Genomic DNA, 26,189 nt, shown 5'->3' on the forward strand with positions numbered 1-26,189 from the left:
CCGAAGAAGATCGTGCGCCAGGAAACGCCCAAGGCCCCGCCGCCGCCGCGCCCGGCCTACGTGCCGCCGCCGGCCGTGACACCGCCGGCCACGTCGGCGCCCGCGATCACCGCCGTGCAGAACACCGAGCCCGTGGCGCCGCCGCCGGCCGCACCACCGGCGCCCCCTGCGCCGCCGGCCCCGCCGAAGGCGACCACCACCGACATCGCGGTGGCCTGCCCGCGGCAGGTCAAGCCCGAGATGCCGCGCAAGGCGATGGACGAAGGCATCGGCGGCGTGGTCAAGGCCGAGGTGCGCATCAAGGGCGGCCATGTGCAGGAGGTGCGCTTCCTCTCGGGGCCGCGCGTGTACCACTCGGCCGTGCGCGCCGCGGTGATGCGCTACGAATGCCAGACCACGGGCGATGCCGAGGTGCTGGCGACGCAGGAGTTCGTCTTCCGCATCGAGTAGGGCACCAGGGCCGCCTTCACCGCTTCAAGGCGGGCGACCCATGGCGAGCGCGCGCATCACGGCGGCCGTGCGCGTCTCCACGCCCAGCTTCACGTAGACATGCTCCAGGTGCTTGTGCACGGTGCGGGGGCTGATCGTCAGCAGGGCGGCGATCTCGGCGTCGGTCTTGCCCTGCGAGAGCCAGTGCATGACATCGCCTTCGCGCGGCGTGAGGCCGGCGGGCTGTGCATCCGGCAACGGCGCCGGCGCACGGCAGGCCAGCCGGTACAGGAAGGCCACCGCCATCGCATGCTCCAGCCCCACGCGTCGGCAGTAGTCGGCCTGCTGGGCGGCGCGGCGCAACTCGCGCCGGCCCGGCGCCTTGGCGATGCGGCGGGTGGTGCGCGTGGGATGCGCGTCGGCGCTGCGATGCCGCACGGGCACATGGCCGGACTCCAGTTTGTCCAGCAGGCGAAGTGCGCTCGCCCAATCGTTGCGCGACAGGTGCGTCATGGCATGCCCTTTCACGGTGCATACGCATTGCTGCGTATGGCGCCCGCACGCATCGAGAGACAGGATGCTCGCAGGCCCTTTGCCTCGAATTCAGTATAGGCAGGCAGCGGGCGCGCCAGTCGCTTGTCGACGAAGGGGATACACATGGCCATCGACGAAACACGGCTTAACGCGTTCATGGGTAACTTCGTCCACGACATCGGGGCCGTGATGCATGCGGCCACCATCGTCGTCGGCGACCAGCTCGGCCTGTACAAGGCGCTGGCCGAAGGCCCCGCCACGGCGGAGCAACTCGCCCGCCGCACCGAGACCGACCCGCGCTACCTGCGCGAATGGCTCTCGGCCCAGGCCGCCAGCGGCTACGTCGAGTACGACCCGAAGGGCGAGCTGTTCTCGCTGACGGAGGAACAGGCTTTCGCGCTGGCCGAGGAAGGCAGCCCGGCCTTCGTGCCCGGCGCGTTCCAGATCGCCGTGGCGCAGTTCAAGATCATTCCCAAGATGGTCCAGGCCATGCGCACGGGCCTGGGCATCGGCTGGCACGAGCACGACGTGGCCCTGTTCCATGGCACCGAGCGCTTCTTCCGGCCCGGCTACGCGGCCAACCTGGTGAGCCAGTGGATTCCGGCGCTCGAAGGCATCGAGCCGCTGCTGAAACGCGGCGCGCGCGTGGCGGACGTGGGCTGCGGGCACGGCGCCTCGACGCTGCTGATGGCGCAGGCCTATCCCGAATCCAGCTTCGTCGGCTTCGACTACCACGCACCGTCGATCGAGCGTGCGCGCGAAACCGCGCGCAAGGCCGGCGTCGACGATGAAAAGCGCCTGCGCTTCGAGGTCGCGAGCGCCAAGGATTTCCCCGGCGAAGACTACGACCTGGTCGCCGTCTTCGACTGCCTGCACGACATGGGCGACCCCGTCGGGGCGGCGGCGCACGTGCGGCGCACCCTCAAGCCGCAGGGCACGTGGATGATCGTCGAGCCCTTTGCCAACGACCGGCTGGAAGACAACATCAACCCGGTGGGGCGCGTGTTCTATTCGGCCTCCAGCTTCATCTGCACGCCGGCCTCGCGTTCGCAGGAAGTGGGCCTGTGCCTGGGGGCGCAGGCCGGCGAAGCGCGCCTGCGCGACGTCGTCTCGCAGGGCGGCTTCTCGCACTTCCGCCGCGCCAGCGAGACGCCTTTCAACCTGATCTTCGAAGCACGTCCGTAAGGACAAAGGAGGCGCCATGTCCCGCCAATACATCGACTGCCGCGAGTACCCGAGCACGATGAACTGCAGTGTCGCGCTCTGCGCCGATTCCGAAGGCGAACTGCTCGATGCCGCCGTCCAGCACGCCGTGGCCGTTCACGGCCACACCGACACGCCCGAACTGCGCAAGCAGCTGGCGAGCATGTTCAAGGCCGGCACGCCGCCGGTGGAGCTCGCGAAGACGCCCGCTTGACTGACTGACGGTCCTGCGCGGCCCCGGCCGCCGCGACGAACCTTGATGCAGATCAAACGCTTGCATCGGCCCGGCATTTAGCCTGCCCCGATGCAAGCTTCCGCCGCGCTCGCGCCGTTTCCGTCCGTTCCATCGTCCACGGAGGCTGACGCCCGCGCCGACGCCTGGCAGCTGCTCGACGACCCCGCCGAGTGGGCCGCGTTCGGCCGCCCGCTGGAGGCCGGCACGGGCCGCTGGGAATCGCAGGTGGCGGTCGAGGGCATGCACTGCGCGGGCTGCGCCTTCACCGTCGAAGCCGCGCTGGCGCAGGTGCCCGGCGTGACCGAGGTGCAGGTGAATGCCGCGAGCCGGCGCGCGCGCATCGTGTGGTCGGCTGGGGCCACGCGGCCTTCGCGCTGGTTCGAGGCCAGCGCCCGTGCGGGCTACCCCTTGCTGCCGGCCGGCAGCCGCAGCGCGCGCGAGACGCGCACGCGCGAGCTGCGCATGGCGCTGTGGCGCTGGCTGGTCGCGGGCTTTTGCATGATGCAGGTGATGATGTACGCCTACCCGGCCTACGTCGCGCGCCCCGGCGACATGACGGCCGATGCGGCGCAGCTGCTGCGCTGGGCCTCGTGGGTGCTCAGCCTGCCCGTGGTGCTGTTCTCGTGCGGGCCCTTCTTTCGCAGCGCCTGGCGCGACCTGCGCATCGGCCGCGTGGGCATGGACCTGCCCGTGACCTTCGGCGTGGTCATCACCTTCGTGGTGAGCACCGCCGCCACCTTCGACCCCACGGGGCCGCTGGGGCACGAGGTCTACTTCGACTCGCTGACGATGTTCGTCTTCTTCCTGCTCACCGGCCGCTGGCTCGAGGCGCGGTTGCGCGACCGCACGGCCGGCGCGCTCGAGGCGCTGATGCACCGGCTGCCCGACAGCGTGGAGCGCCGCGGGCCCGATGGCGAATGGACCCGCGTGGCGGTGCGCCGGCTCGCGGCGGGCGACGTGGTGCGCGTGCGGCCCGGCGAGGCCTTTCCGGCCGACGGCACGGTGATCGACGGCGACACCACCGCCGACGAGGCGCTGCTCACCGGCGAGTCGCGCCCCGTGCCGCGCCCCCGCGGCGACCGCGTGCTCGCAGGCAGCCACAACCTCTCGGCCGTGGTGCAGGTGCGCATCGCCTCGGTGGGCGAGGGCACGCGCTTCGCGCAGATCGTGCGGCTCATGGAAAACGCCGCGCTCGACAAGCCGCGCCTGGCCCGGCTGGCCGACCGCGTGGCGCGGCCCTTTCTCATCGCCGTGCTGGCCTGCGCGCTCGGCGCGGGCGCGCTGTGGTGGACGGTCGATCCCGGCAAGGCGCTGATGGTCGCGGTGGCGGTGCTGATCGTCACCTGCCCGTGCGCGTTGTCGCTGGCCACGCCCGCCGCGATGCTCGCGAGCGCGGGCGCGCTGGCGCGCGGCGGCGTGCTCACGTCGAACCTGCAGGCGCTCGAAGCGCTCGCCGGCGTCGACACCGTGGTGTTCGACAAGACCGGCACGCTCACGGGCGACACGCCGCGCCTGGAGCGCGTGTACTGCCGCCAGGGCCTGCGCCCGGGCGACGCGCTGGAGATCGGCGCGGCGCTCGCGGCGCTGTCGCTGCATCCGGCGGCGCGCGCGCTCGTCAACGCCTGGCAGGCGCAGTTCCGCGCGCCGCCGGCCTGGTCGGCGACGCAGCTGCGCGAGACGGTGGGGCAGGGCGTGGCGGCCTCGCTGCACCGGCGCGATGCCGTGGACGACCACGGCGCGCGCCCCGTGCGCCTAGGCTCGGCGGCCTTCTGCGAGGTGCCGCCGCTGCAGGTCGACGCGGCGCAGATCCACCTGAGCGACGACGAGGGCTGGCTCGCCAGCTTCGTGCTCGCCGAGGAGCTGCGCCCCGACGCCATGCAGGCCGTGACGGCGCTGCAGGCGCAGGGCTTGTCGGTGCGCCTGCTCTCGGGCGACCGCGAGAACGCGGCGCGTGCCATCGGCGCGCAGGCCGGCATCGCGGCGGTGCAGGGCGACTGCGCACCCGAAGACAAGCTCGAGGTGCTGTGGCAATTGCAGGCGGCCGGGCGCGAGGTGGCGATGGTCGGCGACGGCCTGAACGACGGCCCCAGCCTGGCGCGCGCCAACGCCTCCTTCGCCTTCGGCCGGGCCGTGCCGCTGTCGCGCGCGCGGGCCGACTTCGTGGTGCTGGGCGATGCGCTGCAGGCCATTCCCGCGGCCGTGGCGCAGGCGCGCCGCACGCTGCGCGTGGTGCGCCAGAACCTGTTCTGGGCCGCGGCCTACAACGCCGTGTGCGTGCCGCTGGCGGTGGCCGGCTGGCTGCCGCCCTGGCTCGCCGGGCTGGGCATGGCCGCGAGTTCGCTGCTGGTGGTGCTCAACGCGGCGCGGCTCGCTGCGCCCGGCAAGACGGTGGTGGCCTGAGATGGACGTGCTGTTCCTGCTCGTGCCGCTGTCGGTGGTGCTTGTCCTGGCGATCCTCGGAGGCCTTTGGTGGGCCATCGAACGCGGCCAGTTCGAGGACATCGAGGTCGAAGGCGACCGCATCCTGAACAACGACTGACACAGCGATTGATGGCTTGATCTGCATCAAGCCTGCCCGGGCGACGCGGGCAGACACTGCCCGCAAATCACATTCACGGGCACCACGATGCAGCAGACCACGCACCCTCCCGCGGCCATCTACGACGACACCGTCGTGCGGCAGTTCGCACTCATGTCGGTGGTCTGGGGGGTGGTCGGCATGCTGGTCGGCGTGATCATCGCCTCGCAGCTGACCTGGCCCGAACTCAACCTCGGCATTCCCTGGCTCAGCTACGGCCGCCTGCGTCCGCTGCACACCAACGCGGTGATCTTCGCCTTCGGCGGCTGCGCGCTCATGGCCACGAGCTTCCACGTCGTGCAGCGCACCTGCCAGGTGCGGCTGTTCGCGCCGGCACTGGCCTCGTTCGTGTTCTGGGGCTGGCAGCTGGTGATCGTCGCCGCCGCCATCAGCCTGCCGCTGGGCTACACCAGCGGCAAGGAATACGCCGAGCTCGAATGGCCCATCGACATCCTGATCGCCGTGGTCTGGGTGGCCTACGCCATCGTGTTCTTCGGCACCATCGGCCTGCGCAAGGTGCGCCACATCTACGTGGCCAACTGGTTCTACGGCGCCTTCATCATCGCGGTGGCGCTGCTGCACATCGTCAACAGCGCGGCCATTCCGGCCGGCTGGATGAAGAGCTACTCGGCCTACGCCGGCGTGCAGGACGCGATGGTGCAGTGGTGGTACGGCCACAACGCCGTGGGCTTCTTCCTCACGGCCGGCTTCCTCGGGATGATGTACTACTACATCCCCAAGCAGGCGGGGCGCCCGGTGTACTCGTACCGGCTGTCGATCGTGCACTTCTGGGCGCTGATCTTCACCTACATGTGGGCCGGCCCGCACCACCTGCACTACACCGCGCTGCCCGACTGGACGCAGTCGCTGGGCATGGTGTTCTCGCTCATCCTTCTGGCGCCCAGCTGGGGCGGCATGATCAACGGCGTGATGACGCTCTCGGGCGCCTGGCACAAGCTGCGCACCGACCCCATCCTGCGCTTCCTGATCGTCGCGCTGTCGTTCTACGGCATGTCGACCTTCGAGGGCCCGCTGATGTCGATCAAGACCGTCAACGCCCTGAGCCACTACACCGACTGGACCGTGGGCCACGTGCACTCCGGCGCGCTGGGCTGGGTGGGCTTCATCACCATGGGGTCGCTGTACTACCTGATCCCGCGCATGTACGGCCGCCTCGCCATGTACAGCGTGCGCGCCATCGACGTGCACTTCTGGATGGCCACCATCGGCATCGTGCTGTACATCGCCGCGATGTGGATCGCCGGCGTGATGCAGGGCCTCATGTGGCGCGAGATCAATGCCGACGGCACGCTGACCTACACCTTCGTCGAAAGCGTGAAGGCCACCTTCCCCTACTACCTGGTGCGCGTGATCGGCGGCGTGCTCTACCTGGGCGGCATGCTGGTCATGGCCTGGAACGTCTGGATGACCGTGATCACCGGGCGCTCGGTGCGCGCCGAGATCCCGGCCGTTGCCGCCGCCCACGCCTGAAGCTCCCGAGGACGCACGATGAACGCACCTGACAACAAGAACTCCGCGCCCGCCGCCACCGGCTTCACGCACGAGAAGGTCGAGACCAACAACCTGCTGATGATCGTGCTGATCCTGCTGGTGGTGGCCATCGGCGGCCTCGTGGAGATCGTGCCGCTGTTCTTCCAGAAGTCGACCACCGAGGCCGTGGAGGGCGTGAAGCCGCTCACGCCGCTGCAACTGGCCGGCCGTGACGTCTACCTGCGCGAGGGTTGCTACAACTGCCACTCGCAGATGATCCGCCCCTTCCGCTCGGAGACGCTGCGCTACGGCCACTACTCGGTGGCCGGCGAGTTCGTGTACGACCACCCCTTCCAGTGGGGCAGCAAGCGCACCGGCCCCGACCTGCACCGCGTGGGCGGCAAGTACAGCGACGAGTGGCACCGCATCCACCTGAACAACCCGCGCGACCTCGTGCCCGAGTCGAACATGCCGGCCTACCCGTGGCTGGAGAAGGGGCTGGTCGACGCCGGCAGCATCGCCACCCGCATGCGCGCGCTGCGCACGGTGGGCGTGCCCTACACCGACGAAGAGATTGCCAAGGCCGCCGACGAGGTCGCCGGCAAGACCGACATGGACGCCACCGTGGCCTACCTGCAGTCGCTGGGCCTGGCGCTCAAGTAAGAAGAAAGAACAGGCAACGCCCCATGACCGACATCACCACCCTGCGCATCGCCGCCACCATCGCCTGCTTCGTCGTCTTCATCGGCATCGTGGCCTGGGCCTGTTCGCGCCGCAACACGCAGCGCTTCGCCGAAGCGGCCCGGTTGCCGTTCGAGCAGGACTGAAGGGAGCCCCACGATGAGCGATTTCATCAACAACTTCTGGTCCAGCTACGTGGCCGTGGCCTCGCTGCTGAGCATCCTGGGCTGCGTGCTGCTCCTGTGGCTCACGGCGCGCAAGCGCGTGCCCTCCGACGCCGACAACACCACCGGCCATGTGTGGGACGAAGACCTGCGTGAAGCCAACAACCCGCTGCCGCTGTGGTGGGTGGGCCTGTTCGTGCTGACCATCGTCTTCTCGCTCGGCTACCTGGCCGTGTTCCCGGGCCTGGGCAGCTTTCGCGGCACGAACGACTGGAGCTCGCGCGCCGAGTACCAGCAGGACATAGCCAAGGCCACGCAGGCGCTGGAACCGGTGTATGCGCGCTACGCGCCCATGCCCCTGGAAGAGGTCGCGCACGACCCGCAGGCCCGCGCCATCGGCGAGCGCCTGTTCATGAACAACTGCGCGCAGTGCCACGGCTCCGACGCGCGCGGCAGCAAGGGCTTTCCGAACCTCACCGATGCCGACTGGCTGCACGGCGGCACGCCCGACAAGATCGTCGAATCGATCACCAAGGGCCGCATCGGCGTGATGCCGCCGGCCGCCGCGATGGTCGGTACGCCCGACGACGTGAAGAACGTCGCCCACTACGTGCTGAGCCTGTCGGGCGAGCCGCACGACTCGCTGCGCGCGGGCCTGGGCAAGCCCAAGTTCGCCGCCTGCGCGGCCTGCCACGGCATCGGCGGCGTGGGCAACCCGGCGCTGGGCGCCCCGCGCCTGAACGACCGCATCTGGCTGCACGGCTACGGCGAGGCCGCCATCGTGCAGATCATCAACGAGGGCAAGCACAGCGCCATGCCCGCGCAGGAAGGCCGCCTGACCGAGGCGCAGATCAAGCTGCTGGCCTCCTACGTGTGGGGCATGTCCAACCCTGCGACCGGGACCCCATGACGCGAAAGACGGTCATTCCGATCGCGAGCGCGCCGCCCGCCGCCGCACCGGAGGTCGGCCTGTACGAGGCGACGAAGAAGATCTACCCGCGCAGCGTGCAGGGCCTGTTCGCGCGCTGGCGCTGGGCCATGGTCTTTCTCACCCAGCTGGTGTTCTACGGCATGCCCTGGGTGGAATGGGGCGAGCGGCAGATGGTGCTGTTCGACCTGGCCGCGCGGCGCTTCTACATCTTCGGCCTGGTGCTGTACCCGCAGGACCTGATCTACCTGTCGGGCCTGCTGGTGATCAGCGCGCTCTCCCTGTTCCTCTTCACGGCCGTGGCCGGGCGCCTGTGGTGCGGCTACGCCTGCCCGCAGACCGTCTACACCGAGATGTTCCTGTGGGTGGAGCAGCGCATCGAAGGCAACCGCAGCGCGCGCATCCGGCTCGATGCCGGCGCGTTCTCGCTCGAGAAGCTGGTGAAGAAGGCCTTCAAGCACCTCGTCTGGATCGGCATCGCGCTGTGGACGGGCTTCACCTTCGTGGGCTACTTCACGCCCATCCGCGAGCTGGGCATGGCCTTCCTGCAGACGCAGATGGGTTCGTGGGAAGTGTTCTGGGTGTTCTTCTACGGCTTTGCCACGTACGGCAACGCCGGCTTCATGCGCGAGCAGGTGTGCAAGTACATGTGTCCCTACGCGCGCTTCCAGAGCGCGATGTTCGACCGCGACACGCTCATCGTCAGCTACGACCCGCGGCGCGGCGAGCCGCGCGCGCCGCGCCGCAAGAACGTCGACCCGCGCAGCGCCGCCTTGGGCGACTGCATCGACTGCAGCCTGTGCGTGCAGGTCTGCCCCACCGGCATCGACATCCGCCAGGGCCTGCAGTACGAGTGCATCGGCTGCGGCCTGTGCGTGGACGCCTGCGACAGCGTGATGGACAAGATGGGCTACGCGCCGCGCCTCATCCGCTACGACACGCAGAACGGCATGGAGGCCGGCTGGTCGCGCCGCCAGCTGTGGCGCCGTGTGCTGCGCCCGCGCGTGCTGGTCTACACCGCGCTGCTCGCGCTGCTGGTGGCGGGCCTGCTCGCCAGCCTGGTTGTGCGCACGCCGCTGAAGGTCGACGTGGTGCGCGACCGCGCCTCGCTGGCGCGCATCGTCGAGGGCGGGCGGCTGGAGAACGTCTACCGGCTGCAGATCATGAATGCGACCGAGCGCACGCAGCACTACCGCATCGCCGCGCGCGGCATCGACGGGTTGAGCGTGGCCTCGCCCGACGAGGCCATCGAGGTCGAACCCGCGCAGGCGCGCTGGGTGGCGGTGCGGCTGCAGGTGCCTTATGGCGCCGCGCCGGCCGGTTCGCACACGGTGCACTTCGACATCCGGCAGGCGGATGGCGCGGCGCAGGTTTCCGAAAAAGCGGTCTTCCTGGTGCCGCGCTGAAAGGTCTTCCCATGAACGATGCCCTGCCGATGAACGCGCCCGCGACCTCCGGCCCCTGGTGGCGCTACCCACTGGTCTGGCTGGTGATCGCGGGGCCCGCCGCCGTGGTGCTGGCGAGCATCGCGACCGTGTGGCTGGCACTGCGCACGCCCGAGGTGCTGGTGTCGGAGGACTACTACCGCGAAGGCATCGAGATCAACCGCACGCTGGCCGACAAGAAGCGCATGCCGGCGCAGGCCGGGCGCAACCACGCGGCGACGCCCGAGGACGATGTGCCGGTGCCCAAGAGGGCGGCCCCATGAGTGCCATGCGCCGTATCGCCGGCATCCTGTGGCCGTCGTTCCTCGTGGCCTGCGGCATGGAGGTGCTGGTGTTCGCGATGATCGACCCGATCCATTCGTACTGCGGCGCCGACGCGCTGCGCATGTCGCGCCAGGGCATCTACACCGTGTCCTTCTTCGTGTTCTGGCTGATGGCGGCGGCCTCGAGCGCGTGCACCACCCTGCTGGCGCTGCCGTCCGAGAAAGAGACTGCGTCATGAGCCTGCCCCTGGCCTGCGTTCCCGAGACCCCGTCCGTGCTGCCCGTCGAGCTGCTGCGCCGCTTCGACGTGCCCGGCCCGCGCTACACCTCGTACCCCACGGCCGACCGCTTCGTCGAGACCTTCGGCGCCGACGACTACACGCAGGCGCTGCACCTGCGGCGCGATGCGGACACGGCCGGCGAGCCGTTGTCGTTGTACGTGCACATCCCGTTCTGCGAATCGCTGTGCTACTACTGCGCCTGCAACAAGGTCGTGACGAAGCACCGCGAGCGCGGGCGGCAGTACCTCGACTACCTGGCACGCGAAGTGGCGCTGCAGGTCGCGCAGCTCGGGCCCGGTGCGCCGGTCGGCCAGCTGCACCTGGGCGGCGGCACGCCGACCTTTCTCGACGACGAAGAGCTGGGCGAACTGGTGGCCCTGCTGCGCCGCGCGTTCGCCTTCGTGCCGGGCGGCGAGCAGTCGATCGAGATCGATCCGCGCACGGTCGACGCGAAGCGCCTCGCGGCGCTGGCCGCGCTTGGGTTCAACCGCCTGAGCTTCGGCGTGCAGGACTTCGACCCCGCCGTGCAAGAGGCCGTGCACCGCATCCAGCCGGCGGCGCAGGTCTTCGCGCTCATGGATGCGGCGCGCGCGCTGGGTTTCAAATCGATCAACGTCGACCTGATCTACGGCCTGCCGCGCCAGAACGACGCTTCGTTCGAGCGCACGCTCGCGCAGATCCGCGAGCTGCGGCCCGACCGCATCGCGCTGTATGCCTACGCCCACCTGCCGGAGCGCTTCAAGCCGCAGCGGCGCATTGCGGCCGACGAGCTGCCCGACGCGCCCACGCGCGTGCGCATGCTGGGGCGCGCGATTGCGGCGCTCACCGAGGCCGGCTACGTGTACATCGGCATGGACCACTTCGCGCTGCCCGACGACCCGCTGGCCGTGGCCAAACGCGAAGGCCGGCTGCACCGCGACTTCCAGGGCTACAGCACGCAGCCCGACGGCGACCTCGTCGCGCTCGGCGTGTCGGCCATCGGCCGCGTGGGCGCGACCTACAGCCAGAACGCGAAGACGCTGGAGGACTACTACGCGCTGCTCGACCAGGGCCGCCTGCCCGTGGTCAAGGGGCTCGCGCTGTCGGACGACGACCTGCTGCGCCGCGAGGTCATCATGGCGCTGATGTGCCGCGGCCGCGTGGACTTCGACGCCGTCGAGGCCGCGCACGGCATCGCCTTCGCGGACTACTTCGCCCCCGAGCGCGCCGCGCTGGCGCCGATGGCCGAGCAGGGGCTGGTGCGGCTGTCGCCGCGCGCCATCGAGGTCACCGAGGCCGGCTGGTTCCTCGTGCGTGCGGTGGCGATGGTGTTCGACCGCTACTGCGCTGCGACGCGCACGCGCTTTTCGCGCGTGGTTTGATTCGATGGACTCACCCGCACTCGCCGGCGCCGCGCTGCTGATGGGCCTCGCCGGCGGGCCGCACTGTGTGGCGATGTGCGGTGCGGTGTCGTCCGCGGTGATCCGCATCGTGCCGGTGGGCGGGCCCGCGCAGGCGGTGCATCCCGTCGCACCGGTCGCCTTCCATCTCGGCCGCATGGCGAGCTACGCCGCCGCCGGCGCCATCGCCGCTGCGAGCCTGCACGGCCTGGGCGCAGCGAGCGCGCAGGTCGCGGCCTGGCGGCCGCTGTGGGTGATGCTGCATGTGTTCGTGCTCGCCTGGGGCGTGGTGCTCGCCGTCGCGGGCCGCCAGCCGCTGTGGGCGCAGCGCGCCGGGCGCGCGCTCGAAGCGCGCCTGCGGCCCATGGCCGGCGGCTCGCTGCTGGGCGTGCTCGCCACCGGCACGCTGTGGGTCGCGATGCCCTGCGGCCTGCTCTATTCGGCGCTCATGCTGGCCGCGCTGGGCAATGGTCCGCTCCAAGGTGCATCGACGATGGCGCTGTTCGCGCTCGGCAGCAGCGTGTCGCTGCTCGCCGCGCCGTGGCTGTGGCAGCGCTTGCGCGGGTGGGGCGACAGCGGCACGCGCCAGGCCTGGGGCGCGCGGCTGGCGGGGGTGTTGCTGGCAGCGGTGGCGTTGCAGGCGCTGTGGATGGACCTGAGCCACCGCATCGCCGACTGGTGCGGCTGAGGCGCTAATTCCTCAGGCGATGCTCTCGATCAGCAACGCCTGCAGCACGAACCGCCGGTTGTCCGCCGCCGCCGTGCGCTCGCCGAGCAGGTCCGCGAGCGCGGCCGTGGGGTGGCTGTCGGCCGCCGCACCGTCGTGCACCGGAATGCCCGCGTGCTGGCCGATCTGGCGCACCAGCGCGGCATCGATGCCCTCGCAGGCGACGGCGTCGTAGAGCCGCCCGAGCATGCGCGCCGTGTGCTGCAGCTCCTGCACCGGCGTGTCGGTCGAGAGGCTGGAGCGCATGGTCGCGACCTGCGCGCCCAGTTCCTCGGCGGCCTGGCGCAGCAGGGCGAGCGCGGCGCTGTCGCCGGTCTCGCTGAGCAGGCCGAGGTTCTTGCCGCGCAGCAGCCGCGGCGGCGCGGCGCCGTCGAGCGCGGCGCGCTGGAGCAGCCGGGCGCGGCCCAGCAGGCTGGCCTCTCTCTGGGGCGACAGCGCGGCGGTGGAAGGGTGCATGGCAAGGTTCGACATGTGTCTCGCGGAGGCTAGCCGTCGATGCCGCGCCGGCCTTGACCCACATCAAGGACCGCCCCGCTGTTACACGCCGGACACAGAGCATTCACCCGACGTTACGCACCGATGCGGGCCGTTGTCACTGCGGGGCCTCGCGCTTCCTAGCATCGAGACATCGCCTGATCGCAGGCAACGCCACACAAGACAGACAGAACGCCGAGGAATCCCCATGCTCACGAGTGCCCGCCCCAACCCCATCCTCCCGCTTCGGCCGCTGCCGGCAGCGGTGCACAAGGAAGACGCGGGCCGCCGCACGGCCGAGCGCCTGCGCCTGCTGGCCGAGCAGCTGCAACCGCAGCGCCGCATGGTGCACACGGGCGACGTGATCTACCAGGCCGGCGAACGCTTCGGCAACCTCTACATCCTGAACTCGGGCTTCTTCAAGATTGTGAATCTCTCGGCCGACGGCCGCGAGCAGGTGGTGGGCCTGAAGTTCCGCGGCGACTGGCTGGGCTTCGACGGCATCGCGGGCCAGCGCTACGTGTGCGACGCCGTGGCCATGGACACCGGCGAGGTCTGGGTCGTGCCCTACGAATCGCTGCTGGCCGCCTGCGCCACGCACCCCGCGCTGCTGCAGATGCTGCATGCCGCGATGAGCCGCGAGATCGCGCACGACCGCGATTCGCTGATGTCGGTGTGCACCTTGCCGGCCGACGCGCGCGTGGCCGACTTCCTGCGCTACTGGGCCGAGTCGCTGGCCGACCGCGGCATGCGCACCGACGAGATCACGCTGCGCATGACGCGCGCCGAGATCGGCAACTACCTGGGCATGACGCTCGAAAGCGTGAGCCGCGCACTCTCGCGGCTGGCGCGCGACAAGGTCATCGGCTTTGCCACCAAGGGCCGGCGCGAGGTGCAGATTCCTGACGTGGGCGCGCTCTCGGCCTTCGTGCAGCGCTGCCTGGCGCCGGCGCCCGCGATGCTTCAGTAAGAAGCGACGTCGTTCACTCGCGCGCAGCCAACAGCGCCCGCGCCATCGCGCGCGCGAGTTCGCTGCGCGAGTAGGGCTTACGCAGCAGCTCCCAGCCCGGCGGCGCTTCGCGGTCGGCGTCGAGCAGCTCGGCCGAGAACCCCGACATCAGCAGCACCGCCAGCCGCGGTTGGCGTTGCACCGCCTCGGCGGCCAGCCGCGTGCCGCGCATGCCGGGGCCGAGCGCGATGTCGCTCAGCAGCAGGTCGAAGGGCGTGGCCTCCGCAGCCATCGCGGGCAAGGCTTGCTCCGCATTGGCGGCGGTCGCGACCTCGCAGCCCAGCGTGGTCAGGAAGGTGTGGACCACCTGGCGCACCTCGGCGTCGTCTTCGACCAGCATCACGCGCAGGCCCGGGGCCAGCGTGGCTTCGGCTTCAACTTCTATCGGGTCTTCATCGGCAGGTGCTGCAGCGCTCGCCACCTCGGCCTCGACCTGCGGCAGGTAGAGCGTGACGGTGGTGCCGGCGTTGAGCTTGCTGTCGATGGCGATGGCGCCGCGCGACTGCTTCACGAAGCCGTACACCGTGCTCAGGCCCAGGCCGGTGCCGCGCCCGGCTTCCTTGGTGGTGAAGAAGGGCTCGAAGAGGTGCTCCATGACCGCGTCGGTCATGCCGGTGCCGCTGTCGGCGATGGAGAGCGCGACAAAACGGCGGCCAGCGTCGGCATCGCTCAGTTCCTGGCGCACGGTGGCGGGCAGGGCGTCGCAGGCCTCGGCGCGAAAGTGCAGGCGCCCGCCCTCGGGCATGGCGTCGCGCGCGTTGATGGCGATGTTCAGCAGCGCCGATTCGAGCTGGCCCGGGTCGGCGCGCACGGCGGGGCAGGGGTCGTCGGCGTCGATCTCGATCTGGATGCGCTGGTCGAGCGTGCGGCGCAGCATGTCGGTGAGCGAGTGCAGCATCTGCCGCACGTCGACCGCGTCGGGCTGCAGCATCTGGCGCCGCGAGAAGGCCAGCAGCTTGCCCGTGAGTTCGGCGCCGCGCCGGCTGGCGCGCGCGGCGGCGGCCACGAGTTGCTGCGCGTAGCCGTCGGCCGCGAGCTGCGGCAGCTCTTCGAGCACCTGCAGGTTGCCCTGGATGATGGTGAGCAGGTTGTTGAAGTCGTGCGCGATGCCGCCGGTGAGCTGGCCCACGCTCTCCAGGCGCTGGGCGTGGTTCAGCGCCTCTTCGGTCTGCACGCGCTGCAGGCTGGTGGCCAGCAGGCTCGCCACCGATTCGAGAAAGCGGATCTCTTCGTCGCCGAAGCGCCGCGCGGCGGTGGCGCGCACCGACAGCATGCCGGTCACGCGGCCCCGATCGGACAACGGCACGGCCAGCGCGCTGACCAGCCCGGCCTCGAGGTAGGCGGGCGGCACGGTGAAGCGGCGCTCTTCGCGGTAGTCCGTGACCACGACCGGACAGCCTTGCGAGAGCACGTAGCCGGGCTGCGTGTCGGGCCGGTTGGCGATGCGCAGGCCGACGCTCTCGTCGGCGACCAGGCCCACGCCGCTGGCCAGGCGGAACTCGCGCTGGGTGCCGTCGAGCAGCCACACCATGGCCACCTCGACCTGCAGCGCGGTCGCGACGATGTCGGGCACCTGCGCCAGCACCACCTGCAGGTCGCGCGTGTCGACCGCCAGCCGGCCCAGCTGTGCCAGGTGTTCGCTGTAGCGCGCGCGCTGCAGCGCCTGCTTCACGCGCGGGTAGGCGCCGATGTCGCGGATCGCGGCCACCACGAAGGGCAGGCCCTGGTTCTGCAGCGGGCTCAGCGCGATCTCGACCATCACCTCGCTGCCGTCCTTGCGCTTGGCGACGAGCTCCATGTCGGTGCCCATCGGGCGCGGGCGCGGCGCGCGGCCGTAAGCCTCGCGGAATGCGGCGTGGCGCGGGCGGATGCTGTCGGGCACCAGCGCTTCCACGCTCAGGCCCACGAGTTCGTCGGCCGCGTAGCCGAGCATGGCGGCGGCCGAGGGGTTGGCCAGCACGATGCGGCCCGACTGGTCCACCACCAGCAGCGAATCGGGATACGCGGCGAACAGCGAGCGGAACACGCTGCCTTCCTCGACGCCCGAGGGCAGGCCGGGAATCGAGGGTGCGTTGGCGTCAGCCATGGGTGACCGGCGGCACTAGGATGTAGCCCGCGCCGCGCACCGACTTGATGAGCTGCGGATCGTCGGCGTTGGCCTCGATCTTCTTGCGCAGCCGGCCGACCTGCACGTCGATCGTGCGGTCGAAGGGCGCGGCCTCACGCCCGCGCGTCTGCTCGAGCAGGAAGTCGCGCGAGAGCACGCGGCCCGGGTGCCGCGCGAAGGCGCACAGCAGGTCGAACTCGCCGGTGGTCAGCGCCACGGCCTCGCCCTGCGCGTTGCTGAGGCTGCGCGCGGCGGTGTCCAGACGCCAGCCGGCGAAGCGCAGGCGCTCGGGCGGCGTGGGCGCGGCGGCGGCCGCCGACGTGTCGGGCGTCAGGCGCCGCAGCACGGCCTTGACGCGCGCCGCCAGCTCGCGCAGGTCGAAGGGCTTGGTCACGTAGTCGTCGGCGCCCACTTCGAGGCCCACCACCTTGTCCACCGGGTCGCCGCGGCCGGTGACGATCACGAGGCCGCAGCGCCAGTTCTCGCGCATGTGGCGGGCGATGGAAAAACCGTCTTCGCCGGGCAGGCCGAGGTCCAGCAGCACGAGGTCGGCCGGGTCGGCGGCCATGAGCGAGCGCAGCGCCGCGCCGTCGTGGATCTGGGTGACGCGGTAGCCGTGGCCCTGGAGGTAGTTGGCCAGCAGCAGCGTGATGTCGACCTCGTCGTCGAGCACCGCGATGTGGGGGGCAGAAGTCATGCGGGGGCTGGGAGAAAAAACGCCGGCGCCACGGGGAAGGGCGCAGGGAGCCGGGAAGCGTAGCACGCAAGGCGCCGCTCTGGCAGCCGCAGCACCCGCCGTTGATCTGGCGCAAGGCATGCGGGCGGGGCGCTTCCGAGAATCGCGCCCGTTGTCCACAGGGTCCAGAAGGTACGAACGAATGGCATCTTTTCTTTTCTCGGGCGCGCTCGACCTCCCGTGGTGGGGCGTGCTGCTGGCCGCGCTGGCGCTGACGCACGTCACCATCGCCTCGGTCACCATCTTCCTGCACCGCCACCAGGCGCACCGCGCGCTCGACCTGCATCCCATCGCCAGCCACTTCTTCCGCTTCTGGCTCTGGATGACCACGGGCATGGTCACCAAGCAGTGGGCCGCGGTGCACCGCAAGCACCACGCCAAGTGCGACACGCCCGACGACCCGCACAGCCCGCAGGTGGTGGGCCTGAAGCGCGTGCTGTGGGGCGGCGTGCTGCTGTACGTGGCCGAGGCGCGCAACCCCGAGACGCTGAGCCGCTACGGCCACGGTACGCCCGACGACTGGCTCGAGCGCCGGCTGTACACGCGCTACCAGACGCTGGGCATCACCTGCATGGGCCTGATCGACATGGCGCTGTTCGGCGTGCTGCCGGGCGCGCTGGTGTTGCTCGTGCAGATCGCCTGGATTCCGTTCTGGGCCGCCGGCGTGGTCAACGGCATCGGCCACTTCTGGGGCTACCGCAACTGGCCCGCGGCGGACGCGAGCACGAACATCTTTCCCATCGGCCTTTTGATCGGCGGCGAGGAGCTGCACAACAACCACCACGCGTTCCCGACCTCGGCCAAGCTGTCGAACAAGTGGTTCGAGTTCGACATCGGATGGGTCTACATCCGCGCGCTGCAGGCGCTGGGGCTGGCAAAGGTGAAGCACCTGGCGCCGAAACCGCGCCTCACCACGCCGCGCGCCACCGTCGACCTGCTCACGGTGCAGGCGGTGATCCGGCACCACTACGACGTGCTGTCGAACTACTCGCGCTCGCTGAAGCAGGCCTGCACCGAAGAGCTGGCGCGGGTGCATGCGCTCGCACCGAACAAGGCACGCGCGTTGCGCGCCGCGCGGCCCTGGCTCGGCAAGGAAGAGAAGGCCCTCGACGCCACGCGCCATGCACAGCTCACGCAAGCGCTGGTGGCTTCGCAGGCGCTGGAAACGATGTACGCGATGCGGCGCGAGCTGACCGCGCTGTGGAGCCGATCGGGCGCCACGGGCGAACAGCTCGTGAAGCGGCTGCAGGACTGGTGCGAGCGCGCCGAAGCCAGCGGCATCGCGCCGCTGGCGGCCTTTGCGGTGCGGCTGCGTTCCTACGCCTGAGGACGGCCTTCGCGGGTGCCGTCAGGCCGGCCCGACCTGCACCGCCACCTCGAGCGGCACGGCCCGGCGCAGCGCACTGCCCACCGGGGAGTGGGCCTCGGCCCAGTGCACCAGGTCGCGCAACGCCTGCTCCGGCACGCCGTCCGCGGCGATCCGCACCGCGACGTGCATGCGGCTGGGGCCGGCGGGCACGGAGGCCGGCTCGCCGAGCAGGCCGCGGCTGTCCGACTGGCTGCCGACGACCACTTCGAGGGTCGTCAACGCGATGCCGAGCTGCGCCGCCCGCATGGCGATCACGGTCGTTTCGCAACTGGCCAGGGCGGCGCGCATGAACCAGCCGGGCGATGGCGCTTCAGCCTTGCCTCCGATGGCCTTGGGCATGTCGGTCGCGATGGATTCCCCCGTGGGCCCGGTCACGCGAAAGTGCAGGCCCGACACCAGCGTGGCCGTGGCCGGCTTGTCCTGGGTCAGGGCGTCCTGGGGATGCGTCGCGAAATGGCTCGCGAGGGTGTCCATGGACTGCCGGATGTGCTGGGGTGAGCTCATGGCGCTGCTCCTTGAAACGGGGAACGGGCGGGCGGCTCTTGCGCGAAAGAAGCCGCGAGCGGAGCAGGCCATTCTGGGCGCGGTGCCGGGCCCCGTCAAACCGGCGGCGGGCGGGCGGCCTACTGGTTCGCGACCAGCCCGTCCGGCAGGCTGAAGCGCTCGGACTCCACCTTGGCCGCGGCTTCGGGCGCGCGGATCAGCAGCACCGGCACGGGCGCCACCCGCAGGATGTGTTCCGCGCTGCTGCCCATGGCCCAGCGGCTCAGGCCGCGCCGCCCGTGCGTGCCGAGCACGATCAGGTCGGCCTTCGAATCGACGGCTTCGGTCACCACCTGGTCGTGGACCGCGCCGGCCTTGAAGCCGTCGCGCAGCACGACCTCGGCCTCGACGCCCGCGCCCAGCGCCTGGGCGCGCGCCTTCTCGAGCAGCGTCACGGCGTTGGCGCGCAGCGCCCCGAGCCAGTCGCCCGAATGGCCGACGTAGACGTCCATGCCGAGCGCGAACGAGAGCTCGTCCAGGATGTGGACGATGCGCAGGCGGCCACCGGTGAGCTTTGCCAGGCGGATGGCTTCGGCCAGGCCTTCGGCGGAGGTGGAACTGCCGTCGACGGGAACCAGGATGCGTTGGTACATGGTGTGGAACCTCCAGGGTGCGTTGAAGAAAAAGACAGGAGATGCCATGCCAGTCTGTGCCTGGCTGCATGCACGGGCCTTGATCTGGAACAAGCCCGGGCCGCCTTGGGCTTGCGACCCTTGGGGCCTTCGAAAGAAGGAGACCCCGCCATGACCCATGCCGCCGTCCGGATCATTCGCCAGGAGCACGCCGCGCTGGCGGCCATGCTGCGTTCCATCGTGATGCTGCTCGACCAGCACCGCCGCAAGGGCACGATGCCCGACTTCGCGACGCTGCGCGCCATGCTGTTCTACGTGGACGAGTTTCCCGAGAAGCGCCACCACCCGAAAGAGACCGAGCTGCTCTTTCCCCGGCTGCGCGCCTGCACGCCGATCTCGCGCGACCTGATGGACAAGCTCGACAACGACCATGCCTGGGGCGAGCGCAAGATCCGCCACGTCGAGCACGCGCTGCTCGCCTTCGAGATGCTCGGCGAGCCGCGCCGCCTGGCTTTCGAGCAGGCGATGAACGAGTACGTGAGCTTCTACCTGGAGCACATGGCGCACGAGGAACGCGAGATCCTGCCGCTGGCCGAGCGCGTGCTCAGCGCCGACGACTGGCGCGAGCTCGACGCGGCCTTCGGCGAGAACCGCGACCTGTTCTCCAACCACCCCGCGCCCGACGAGGTGTATGCGTCGCTCTTCACGCGCATCGTCAACGCGGTGCCCGCGCCGATCGGGTTGGGGCCGGCGCTGTAACGACGGCTCGCGTCCGGATCGCTTAGGCTCGGCCTGAACTCATTCAGGACCCACGAGACCGCGAGATGGACATCGATCAGATCAAGGGAAGGCTGGACTTCCTTCGCGAGGCCGAGCGCCTCAAGAGCGTGCTGCGCAGCGCGCACACCGCCTCGGGCCGCACCGAGAGCACGGCCGAGCACAGCTGGCGCCTGTGCCTCATGGCCATGGCCTTCGAGGACGAGCTGGCCGACCTGGACCTGCTCAAGGTGCTGAAGATGTGCGTGGTGCACGACCTGGGCGAGGCGATCCATGGCGACATTCCCGCCATCGTGCAAGGCGCGCATCCCGACAAGAGCGCGCAGGAGCGCGAAGACCTGCAGGTGCTCACGCGCACGCTCGACGCGCCGCTGCGCGCGGGCATCCTGGCGCTGTGGGACGAGTACGAAAAGGCCGAGACGCCCGAAGCGCAGGCGGTCAAGGCGCTCGACAAGCTCGAGACCCTGCTGCAGCATAACCAGGGCGCGAACCCGCCGGACTTCGACTACGAATTCAACCTCGGCTACGGCCAGAAGCACACTGGCAGCCGGCCGCTGTTTCGTGCCATGCGGGCGCTGGTGGATGCCGACACGCAGAAGAAGGTGGAGGCTGCGCGACGGGCGGAGTCGGGGCCGGTGGTTCGCCCCGAGCAACCGGGCGACGAGGCCGCGATCCGGCAACTGACGGTGGCGGCGTTTGCCGAGGCACCGCATGCCGACGGCACCGAACACCTCATCGTCGACGCCTTGCGCGCGGCCGGGCAGCTCACGCTGTCGCTCGTGGTCGAGGAAGGCGGCGAGATCGTCGGCCATGTCGCGCTGTCGCCCGTGGCGATCTCGGACGGCACGGCTGGCTGGCATGGCCTGGGCCCGATCTCGGTGGCGCCTGCGCGCCAGGGGCAGGGCATCGGCCGGCTGCTGATGGACGCGGCGCTGGCGGGCCTGCGCGACGCCGGCGCGCAAGGCTGCGTGCTGCTGGGCGACCCGGCCTTCTATGGCCGCTTCGGCTTCGTCGCGCGGCCCGGGCTGGTGTTGCCGGGCGTGCCGCCGGAGTACTTTCAGGCCGTGTCGTTCCACGGCGCGTGGCCGGTTGGCGAGGTGCGGTACCACGCGGCGTTCGGCGTCGGTGCCTGACGCACGGACCGGGGGCGCAAGGCGTTCATAATCGCCCCCGTCATGCCTGCCCGTCACCTGCCTTCGGACACTGCCCATGCGCCGCGCGTGAAGCGCGCGCAGACCTCGGTGTCCGCGCGTTCCGCGACCCCCGAACCACCCCGCCGCCGCATCCATGACGGTGGTGCGTCCCGCAGCCTTGCGGGCTTCACCGCGATGGAAAGCACCGCACCGGCCCGCGCGCCGTCTGCGGCGCGACCGCGCAACTGGCGCACGACCCTGCTGGGTGTGGCGCTTGGGTTGGTCATTGCGATGCTGTTGCTCATGAAGTGGCTGCTCGACTACCAGGTCGATGCCGCGCAGGCGCGCCACGCGCAGGAAGCCCAGGCGCGCACGCAGGCCGCGCGCTGCTTCGGCCGCGATGCCGGGCCGTCGTGCCCGCCGGCCGGTCGCACGGTCGTCGAGACCGTCGAGTCCGCAGCGACGAGATAACCCCGCGCACCGCGTGCGCGGGGCCTCGTTCGTTCAGTTCAGCGCAGCACCAGCACCGGAATGTGCGAGTGCGTCAGCACGTGCAGCGTCTCGCTGCCCAGCAGCAGCCGGGCGAGGCTGCGGCGCCCGTGCGAGGCCATCACGATCAGGTCGCAGTCCTGGTTCTTGGCGGCGTGGATGATGGCTTCGGCCACCTGGTTCGACTTCATGACCACCGCGTCGGCGCGGCGCACGCCCTTGGCCAGGGCGGTGTCGCGCACCGCATCGGCCACGCGCTGGGCCGCCTGCTCGACGTGTTTCTGGTTGGCCTCGAAATCCGTCTGGTTCAGCAGCATCGAGCCTTCGAAGTAGCCATAGGGCTGGATGTGCGCGACGTTGACGCTCACCAGCTCGGCGCCGGTCAGCAACGCGAGATCGATGGCCGCGGCCACCGCCTTGTCCGACAGCGAAGAGCCGTCGGTTGCGACGAGAACACGCTTGTACATGGCAGGCTCCTTGGCCCCCGGCACCGCGGGTGCCCTCACTGCCCAGTCTAGGTCGCGCGGCCCGGTCTTTCAAGGCGCGGCGCAGCGGCCGCGCCGATCGCCGTCAGCTGCTCGTGCTGTGACGCCGGCCCAGTGCGAACACCGAGTTCGGCGCGTCGACCACGAAGGGCTTGCGCACCGGCGAGCCGACGACGGCCGTGGTGCGGCGCGCGGCCGCGCTGGTGGCGGGCTGCACGCCCTTGGCCTTCTGTTCGTCGACCAGGCTCTGCAGCGAGATCGAGCGCAGGAACTCGACGGCGCGCAGGTTCACGGAGGCCCACAGGTCGTCGATCTCGCAGCGGCCCGGTTCGTCGGCCGAGCCGGCGGCGCGCGGGCGGATCTTGCTGGCGCCCAGGTCTTCGATGGTGAGCACGATGTCGGCCACCGTGATCTCCGTGGCTTTGCGGCTGAGCGAGTAGCCGCCGCCGGGGCCGCGGGTGGATTCGACCAGCCCGTTGCGGCGCAGCTTGGCGAACAGCAGTTCCAGGTACGAGAGCGAGACCTGCTGGCGCAGGCTGATCGAGGCCAGCGTGACGGGGCCCGAGCGGCCGTGCAGGGCGATGTCGATCATCGCGGTGACCGCGAAGCGGCCCTTGGTGGTGAGGCGCATGGTGTTTCCTTCCTTGCTTGTCGTTCTGTGTGCGCTTACTCGTCGCGGCCGCCGGCGATGCCCAGCAGGGCCAGCAGCGACTGGAACACGTTGTAGAGGCTCAGGTACACGCCCAGCGTGGCCGAGATGTAGTTGGTTTCCAGGCCATCCTTCACGCGCTTCAGGTCATGCAGGATGAAGGCCGAGAAGATGCCGATGGCGGCGACCGACAGCGTCATCATCAGCGCGCTCGACTGGATGAAGACGTTGGCGATGCCCACCACGAGCAGGCCGATGGCGCCCACGAAGAGCCATTTGCCCATGGCCGAGATGTCGCGCTTGATGACCGTCGAGAGCATGGCCATGCCCAGGAAGATGCCGCCGGTGCCGGCGAAGGCGGTCATGACCAGGCTGGCGCCGTTGGACAGGCCGAGCACGCTGCCGACCAGGCGCGACAGCATCAGGCCCATGAAGAAGGTGAAGGCCAGCAGCACGGGCACGCCGGCGGCGGAGTTCTTGGTCTTCTCGATGGCGTACATGAAGCCGAAGGCGCCGCCGAGGAACACCATGAGGCCGATGCCCGGCGACATGGCGCGCGTGAGGCCGGTGGCCACGCCGAGCCAGGCGCCCAGCACGGTGGGCACCATCGACAGCGCGAGCAGCCAGTAGGTGTTGCGCAGAACGCGGTTGCGTTCTTGGACCGAGGCCAACGGTGCGCCGAAGCTGGAGGGGTAGGCCGATTGGCTGGAGTTCATCAAAAAATCCTGAAAAAGAGAGAGGGCCGGACGGGTCGCATGACACGTGCGGCGGGGCCGTCAGACGGCTGAAAAAGAAGGGGCACGTGCGTCGCGTGAAACAGGCGACGGGCCGGATGGGTGAGCGCAAACGCCCAGACCGGATCGGTCCTCAGGCGTTCGCTCGCCGCCGCGCGGCCTCAGGCGGCGAGGAGGGCGTGGGGCCGGGGTGGCCGCTTGGGCCGGTCGAGCAGCGGCGAGAGCACCGAGGTGGAGCCCAGCCGCGGCGGTTGCGCGGAGAGCACCAGCAGGTTGCGTGCGTGGGGACGCGCATCGACCAGTTCGGCGTGCTCGGAGCCCGCTTCGTCCATGGCGGACGGGTCTTCGGACGATGTCTTGCCGATGTCCTTGTCGCCGCCATCGGCCAGCGAGGCGGCGAGCGTCGCGACGGTCTGGCGTTCGCCGGACGACGACGTCACATGGTGGCCGCCGACCAGCCCGTGCGCGAGCACGGCGAAGCCGTAGCAGGACAGCATGAAAGCGAGGACGGTAGCGGCAAACCAGCGGGACATGTAGGGGTATTTTACCCGCCGCCACGGATCGGCTCCGGCGGGCGCGAATTCATCCGACCACGGCGCACGGGTGTTGCCATCGTCCATCGGGTGGAACGCTGCAGGCAAATTTCGCCGACTACCGGACTTTCGGGTGCGCTTTTACGCTGACGGACATGCATCGGGGGCCATTTTTCCCCGGCATTCAACCTCGCAAAGGAAGCCTCTCATGTCCAAGCCTTACACCCGTCTCGACAAGAACGATGTCGCCGTGCTGCTGGTCGACCACCAGACCGGCCTGCTCTCGCTGGTGCGCGACATCGACCCCGACAAGTTCAAGAACAACGTGCTGGCCCTGGCCGACATCGCCAGCTACTTCAAGCTGCCCACGGTGCTGACCACCAGCTTCGAGAACGGCCCCAACGGCCCGCTGGTGCCCGAGCTGAAGGCCCAGTTTCCCGACGCGCCCTACATCCCGCGCCCCGGCCAGATCAACGCCTGGGACAACGAGGACTTCGTCAAGGCCGTGAAGGCCACGGGCAAGAAGCAACTGCTGATCGCTGGCGTGGTCACCGAGGTCTGCGTGGCCTTCCCGGCGCTGTCGGCGCTGGCCGAGGGCTTCGACGTGTTCGTCGTCACCGATGCGTCGGGCACCTTCAACGACGTGACGCGCCAGGCCGCGTGGGACCGCATGTCGGCCGCCGGCGCGCAGCTCATGTCGTGGTTCGGCGTGGCCTGCGAGCTGCACCGCGACTGGCGCAACGACATCGAGGGCCTGGGGACGCTGTTCTCCAACCACATCCCCGACTACCGCAACCTGATCACCAGCTACACGCAGCTGACCCAAGGAAAGTGAGCACGCCATGACCACACCGAACAACGTTGCCAACTTCAATGGCGCCAAGCCCGTCATCGACCCGGATGACGCCGTGATGCTGCTCATCGACCACCAGAGCGGCCTGTTCCAGACCGTGAAGGACATGCCGATGACCGAGCTGCGCTCCAACGTCACCACGCTGGCCAAGGTCGCGACGCTGGCGAAGATCCCGGTCATCACCACCGCCTCGGTGCCGCAGGGCCCGAACGGCCCGCTGATTCCCGAAGTGCACAAGTACGCGCCGCATGCGCAGTACGTGGCGCGCAAGGGCGAGATCAACGCCTGGGACAACCCCGAGTTCGTGGCCGCCGTGAAGGCGACCGGGCGCGGCACGCTGATCATCGCCGGCACCATCACCAGCGTGTGCATGGCCTTCCCGAGCATCGCGGCGGTGCACGAGGGCTACCGCGTGTTCGCGGTGATCGACGCCTCGGGCACCTACTCGAAGATGGCGCAGGAGATCACGCTGGCGCGCGTGGTGCAGGCCGGCGTGGTGCCGATCGACACCGCGGGCGTGTGCTCCGAAGTGCAGAAGACCTGGCACCGCGACGATGCCGCGCAATGGGCCGAGGCCTACAGCGCCGTGTTCCCGCCCTACCAGCTGCTGATCGAGAGCTACATGAAGGCGCAGGAGGTCGTGACGAACAGCGAGCAGCTGGATTCGCAGCGCGCCTGATCTTCCGGGTGCGACACTGACGAACGCCGCGCCGCACGCCCTTCGCGTGCGGCGCGGCTTTCCTTCTTCTTTCAACGCACGGCAAGGAGCCCCGCATGGACAGTCCCCGCATCCTGATCATTCCCGGCAGCGCCCGCGACGGCTCGCTCAACCGCCGGTTGGCGGCCGTGGCCGCGGCCACCGCGCGCGCGGCGGGCCTGCAGGTGACGGAGATGGACCTGCGCGCGCTGGCGCTGCCCGTGTACGACGGCGACCTCGAGGCCGCCTCGGGCGTGCCGGCCGGCGCGCACGAACTGCGCAGCGCCATCGCGGCGAGCGACGGCGTGCTGATCGTCACGCCCGAATACAACGGTTTTCCGACGCCGCTGGTCATCAACGCCTTCAGCTGGCTCTCGCGCATTCCGCCGGGCGAGGGCCATGCGGGCGGGCTGGCCGCCACGGCCAACAAACCGGCCGCGCTGCTGTCGGCCTCGCCCGGGCCGCTGGGCGCGCTGCGCTCGATGAACTTCCTGCGCCAGTACCTGCAGATGGCCTTCGCCATGCTGGTGGCGCCGCAGCAGTTCGCGCTCGGGCGCGCGAACGAGGCCTTCGAGGCCGACGGCACGCTGAAGGACGCGCGCGCCGCGCAGTCGGTGCAGAAGGTGGTGGCGGCGCTGGCCGCGCTCGCGACCGCGTTGCCCACGCCACGTTGACCTGCCCAGGGCGGCGT

Annotated in this window: 32 protein-coding genes and 1 pseudogene; 23 read left to right on the plus strand and 10 right to left on the minus strand. The window is 70.2% G+C overall.

Annotated features, from left to right (window positions below; all coding sequences use genetic code 11):
- Nucleotides 1-450: energy transducer TonB (locus tag AC07YS_RS16105; RefSeq protein ID WP_495273719.1), on the plus strand; the 450-nt coding region annotated here is incomplete at its 5' end.
- 24 nt (nt 451-474) lie between these two features.
- Here the strand turns inward: AC07YS_RS16105 and AC07YS_RS16110 are convergent.
- Nucleotides 475-942 (minus strand): helix-turn-helix transcriptional regulator, encoded by a 468-nt coding sequence (locus AC07YS_RS16110; protein WP_390349460.1) that lies wholly within the window; start codon nt 940-942, stop codon nt 475-477.
- Between the two features lie 144 nt (nt 943-1,086).
- On the opposite strand from AC07YS_RS16110, the gene AC07YS_RS16115 reads away from it, so the two are divergent.
- The 13 genes from AC07YS_RS16115 to AC07YS_RS16175 all read left to right on the plus strand — a co-directional run bounded on the left by AC07YS_RS16115 (nt 1,087) and on the right by AC07YS_RS16175 (nt 12,299).
- Nucleotides 1,087-2,148, plus strand: a complete 1,062-nt coding sequence (locus AC07YS_RS16115; RefSeq protein WP_159273068.1) for a class I SAM-dependent methyltransferase — start codon at nt 1,087-1,089, stop codon at nt 2,146-2,148.
- Nucleotides 2,149-2,164: 16 nt separating this feature from the next.
- Complete coding sequence (locus tag AC07YS_RS16120) at nt 2,165-2,380, plus strand: DUF1059 domain-containing protein (RefSeq protein WP_070062088.1); 216 nt, start codon at nt 2,165-2,167, stop codon at nt 2,378-2,380.
- Between the two features lie 90 nt (nt 2,381-2,470).
- Nucleotides 2,471-4,801, plus strand: a complete 2,331-nt coding sequence (locus tag AC07YS_RS16125) for a heavy metal translocating P-type ATPase (protein WP_495270036.1) — start codon at nt 2,471-2,473, stop codon at nt 4,799-4,801.
- 1 nt (nt 4,802) lies between these two features.
- Nucleotides 4,803-4,940, plus strand: a complete 138-nt coding sequence (gene ccoS, locus AC07YS_RS16130; protein WP_062481719.1) for a cbb3-type cytochrome oxidase assembly protein CcoS — start codon at nt 4,803-4,805, stop codon at nt 4,938-4,940.
- Between the two features lie 87 nt (nt 4,941-5,027).
- Nucleotides 5,028-6,470 (plus strand): cytochrome-c oxidase, cbb3-type subunit I, encoded by a 1,443-nt coding sequence (gene ccoN, locus AC07YS_RS16135; protein ID WP_139702545.1) that lies wholly within the window; start codon nt 5,028-5,030, stop codon nt 6,468-6,470.
- 18 nt (nt 6,471-6,488) lie between these two features.
- A complete protein-coding gene (gene ccoO, locus AC07YS_RS16140) occupies nt 6,489-7,133 on the plus strand; it encodes a cytochrome-c oxidase, cbb3-type subunit II (RefSeq protein ID WP_070062091.1) in 645 nt (214 codons plus the stop codon).
- Nucleotides 7,134-7,156: 23 nt separating this feature from the next.
- Entirely contained in the window at nt 7,157-7,297 is a 141-nt protein-coding gene (locus AC07YS_RS16145) for a cbb3-type cytochrome oxidase subunit 3 (RefSeq protein ID WP_062481697.1), read from the plus strand.
- 13 nt (nt 7,298-7,310) lie between these two features.
- Nucleotides 7,311-8,225, plus strand: coding sequence for a cytochrome-c oxidase, cbb3-type subunit III (gene ccoP / locus AC07YS_RS16150; RefSeq protein WP_495270035.1), 915 nt, complete (start codon nt 7,311-7,313; stop codon nt 8,223-8,225).
- The gene (gene ccoG, locus AC07YS_RS16155; RefSeq protein WP_495273894.1) at nt 8,222-9,649 is read left to right on the plus strand and encodes a cytochrome c oxidase accessory protein CcoG; all 1,428 of its coding nucleotides are present in this window, start codon (nt 8,222-8,224) and stop codon (nt 9,647-9,649) included. Before ccoP ends, ccoG begins: the two co-directional genes overlap by 4 nt.
- Before the next feature lie 11 nt (nt 9,650-9,660).
- Complete coding sequence (locus AC07YS_RS16160) at nt 9,661-9,951, plus strand: FixH family protein (RefSeq protein ID WP_159273073.1); 291 nt, start codon at nt 9,661-9,663, stop codon at nt 9,949-9,951.
- The gene (locus AC07YS_RS16165; protein ID WP_062481687.1) at nt 9,948-10,190 is read left to right on the plus strand and encodes a hypothetical protein; all 243 of its coding nucleotides are present in this window, start codon (nt 9,948-9,950) and stop codon (nt 10,188-10,190) included. Before AC07YS_RS16160 ends, AC07YS_RS16165 begins: the two co-directional genes overlap by 4 nt.
- On the plus strand, nt 10,187-11,593 hold the full coding sequence (gene hemN / locus AC07YS_RS16170; protein ID WP_495270033.1) for an oxygen-independent coproporphyrinogen III oxidase: 1,407 nt from the start codon (nt 10,187-10,189) through the stop codon (nt 11,591-11,593). The genes AC07YS_RS16165 and hemN overlap by 4 nt, the downstream gene beginning before the upstream one ends.
- 4 nt (nt 11,594-11,597) lie before the next feature.
- Entirely contained in the window at nt 11,598-12,299 is a 702-nt protein-coding gene (locus AC07YS_RS16175) for a sulfite exporter TauE/SafE family protein (protein ID WP_487849099.1), read from the plus strand.
- A gap of 12 nt (nt 12,300-12,311) precedes the next feature.
- On the opposite strand, the gene AC07YS_RS16180 is transcribed toward AC07YS_RS16175, so the two are convergent.
- On the minus strand, nt 12,312-12,794 hold the full coding sequence (locus tag AC07YS_RS16180) for a Rossmann-fold NAD(P)-binding domain-containing protein (protein WP_495270032.1): 483 nt from the start codon (nt 12,792-12,794) through the stop codon (nt 12,312-12,314).
- A 226-nt stretch (nt 12,795-13,020) separates the two neighbouring features.
- Here AC07YS_RS16180 and AC07YS_RS16185 point away from each other — a divergent pair, with 226 nt between their 5' ends.
- Entirely contained in the window at nt 13,021-13,782 is a 762-nt protein-coding gene (locus AC07YS_RS16185; protein ID WP_369629916.1) for a Crp/Fnr family transcriptional regulator, read from the plus strand.
- 13 nt (nt 13,783-13,795) lie between these two features.
- On the opposite strand, the gene AC07YS_RS16190 is transcribed toward AC07YS_RS16185, so the two are convergent.
- The gene (locus tag AC07YS_RS16190; RefSeq protein WP_495267652.1) at nt 13,796-15,907 is read right to left on the minus strand and encodes a PAS domain S-box protein; all 2,112 of its coding nucleotides are present in this window, start codon (nt 15,905-15,907) and stop codon (nt 13,796-13,798) included.
- Nucleotides 15,900-16,625 carry a winged helix-turn-helix domain-containing protein gene (locus AC07YS_RS16195; protein WP_159273078.1) on the minus strand — a complete coding sequence of 242 codons (726 nt, stop codon included), beginning with the start codon at nt 16,623-16,625 and terminating at the stop codon, nt 15,900-15,902. The genes AC07YS_RS16190 and AC07YS_RS16195 overlap by 8 nt, the downstream gene beginning before the upstream one ends.
- 181 nt (nt 16,626-16,806) lie before the next feature.
- Here AC07YS_RS16195 and AC07YS_RS16200 point away from each other — a divergent pair, with 181 nt between their 5' ends.
- Nucleotides 16,807-17,991, plus strand: coding sequence for a DesA family fatty acid desaturase (locus AC07YS_RS16200; protein WP_307587115.1), 1,185 nt, complete (start codon nt 16,807-16,809; stop codon nt 17,989-17,991).
- Nucleotides 17,992-18,012: 21 nt separating this feature from the next.
- Here AC07YS_RS16200 and AC07YS_RS16205 read toward each other — a convergent pair whose 3' ends face one another.
- Together AC07YS_RS16205 and AC07YS_RS16210 are read right to left on the minus strand one after the other, a co-directional pair.
- Entirely contained in the window at nt 18,013-18,537 is a 525-nt protein-coding gene (locus AC07YS_RS16205) for an OsmC family protein (protein ID WP_157755171.1), read from the minus strand.
- Nucleotides 18,538-18,656: 119 nt separating this feature from the next.
- Complete coding sequence (locus AC07YS_RS16210) at nt 18,657-19,169, minus strand: universal stress protein (protein WP_495267651.1); 513 nt, start codon at nt 19,167-19,169, stop codon at nt 18,657-18,659.
- Nucleotides 19,170-19,319: 150 nt separating this feature from the next.
- Between AC07YS_RS16210 and AC07YS_RS16215 the strand changes: the two genes are divergently transcribed.
- From AC07YS_RS16215 to AC07YS_RS16230, 4 genes and pseudogenes are all read left to right on the plus strand, one after another.
- Entirely contained in the window at nt 19,320-19,907 is a 588-nt protein-coding gene (locus AC07YS_RS16215) for a hemerythrin domain-containing protein (RefSeq protein ID WP_159273080.1), read from the plus strand.
- A 65-nt stretch (nt 19,908-19,972) separates the two neighbouring features.
- Nucleotides 19,973-20,536: pseudogene (locus AC07YS_RS16220) on the plus strand (HD domain-containing protein); the annotation flags it as partial.
- Nucleotides 20,537-20,560: 24 nt separating this feature from the next.
- A complete protein-coding gene (locus AC07YS_RS16225) occupies nt 20,561-21,058 on the plus strand; it encodes a GNAT family N-acetyltransferase (protein ID WP_495267658.1) in 498 nt (165 codons plus the stop codon).
- Between the two features lie 42 nt (nt 21,059-21,100).
- Nucleotides 21,101-21,529, plus strand: coding sequence for a hypothetical protein (locus AC07YS_RS16230; RefSeq protein WP_495267650.1), 429 nt, complete (start codon nt 21,101-21,103; stop codon nt 21,527-21,529).
- A gap of 38 nt (nt 21,530-21,567) precedes the next feature.
- Here AC07YS_RS16230 and AC07YS_RS16235 read toward each other — a convergent pair whose 3' ends face one another.
- From AC07YS_RS16235 to AC07YS_RS16250, 4 genes are all read right to left on the minus strand, one after another.
- Entirely contained in the window at nt 21,568-22,014 is a 447-nt protein-coding gene (locus AC07YS_RS16235) for a universal stress protein (protein WP_062479963.1), read from the minus strand.
- Between the two features lie 103 nt (nt 22,015-22,117).
- Nucleotides 22,118-22,663 carry an Rrf2 family transcriptional regulator gene (locus tag AC07YS_RS16240; protein WP_307694935.1) on the minus strand — a complete coding sequence of 182 codons (546 nt, stop codon included), beginning with the start codon at nt 22,661-22,663 and terminating at the stop codon, nt 22,118-22,120.
- 35 nt (nt 22,664-22,698) lie between these two features.
- Complete coding sequence (locus AC07YS_RS16245; protein ID WP_492731215.1) at nt 22,699-23,397, minus strand: Bax inhibitor-1/YccA family protein; 699 nt, start codon at nt 23,395-23,397, stop codon at nt 22,699-22,701.
- 179 nt (nt 23,398-23,576) lie between these two features.
- Nucleotides 23,577-23,948, minus strand: coding sequence for a hypothetical protein (locus tag AC07YS_RS16250; protein ID WP_447787689.1), 372 nt, complete (start codon nt 23,946-23,948; stop codon nt 23,577-23,579).
- Between the two features lie 208 nt (nt 23,949-24,156).
- Here AC07YS_RS16250 and ycaC point away from each other — a divergent pair, with 208 nt between their 5' ends.
- The 3 genes from ycaC (at nt 24,157) to AC07YS_RS16265 (ending at nt 26,172) form a co-directional block, all read left to right on the plus strand.
- Nucleotides 24,157-24,783 carry an isochorismate family cysteine hydrolase YcaC gene (gene ycaC / locus AC07YS_RS16255; protein WP_062479957.1) on the plus strand — a complete coding sequence of 209 codons (627 nt, stop codon included), beginning with the start codon at nt 24,157-24,159 and terminating at the stop codon, nt 24,781-24,783.
- A gap of 7 nt (nt 24,784-24,790) precedes the next feature.
- Complete coding sequence (locus tag AC07YS_RS16260) at nt 24,791-25,480, plus strand: isochorismatase family protein (RefSeq protein WP_495267649.1); 690 nt, start codon at nt 24,791-24,793, stop codon at nt 25,478-25,480.
- 95 nt (nt 25,481-25,575) lie between these two features.
- The gene (locus AC07YS_RS16265; protein ID WP_095746578.1) at nt 25,576-26,172 is read left to right on the plus strand and encodes an NADPH-dependent FMN reductase; all 597 of its coding nucleotides are present in this window, start codon (nt 25,576-25,578) and stop codon (nt 26,170-26,172) included.
- Nucleotides 26,173-26,189 lie beyond the last annotated feature (17 nt).

The organism is Variovorax sp. GW458-11-26-14-LB1 (genome assembly GCF_059423965.1).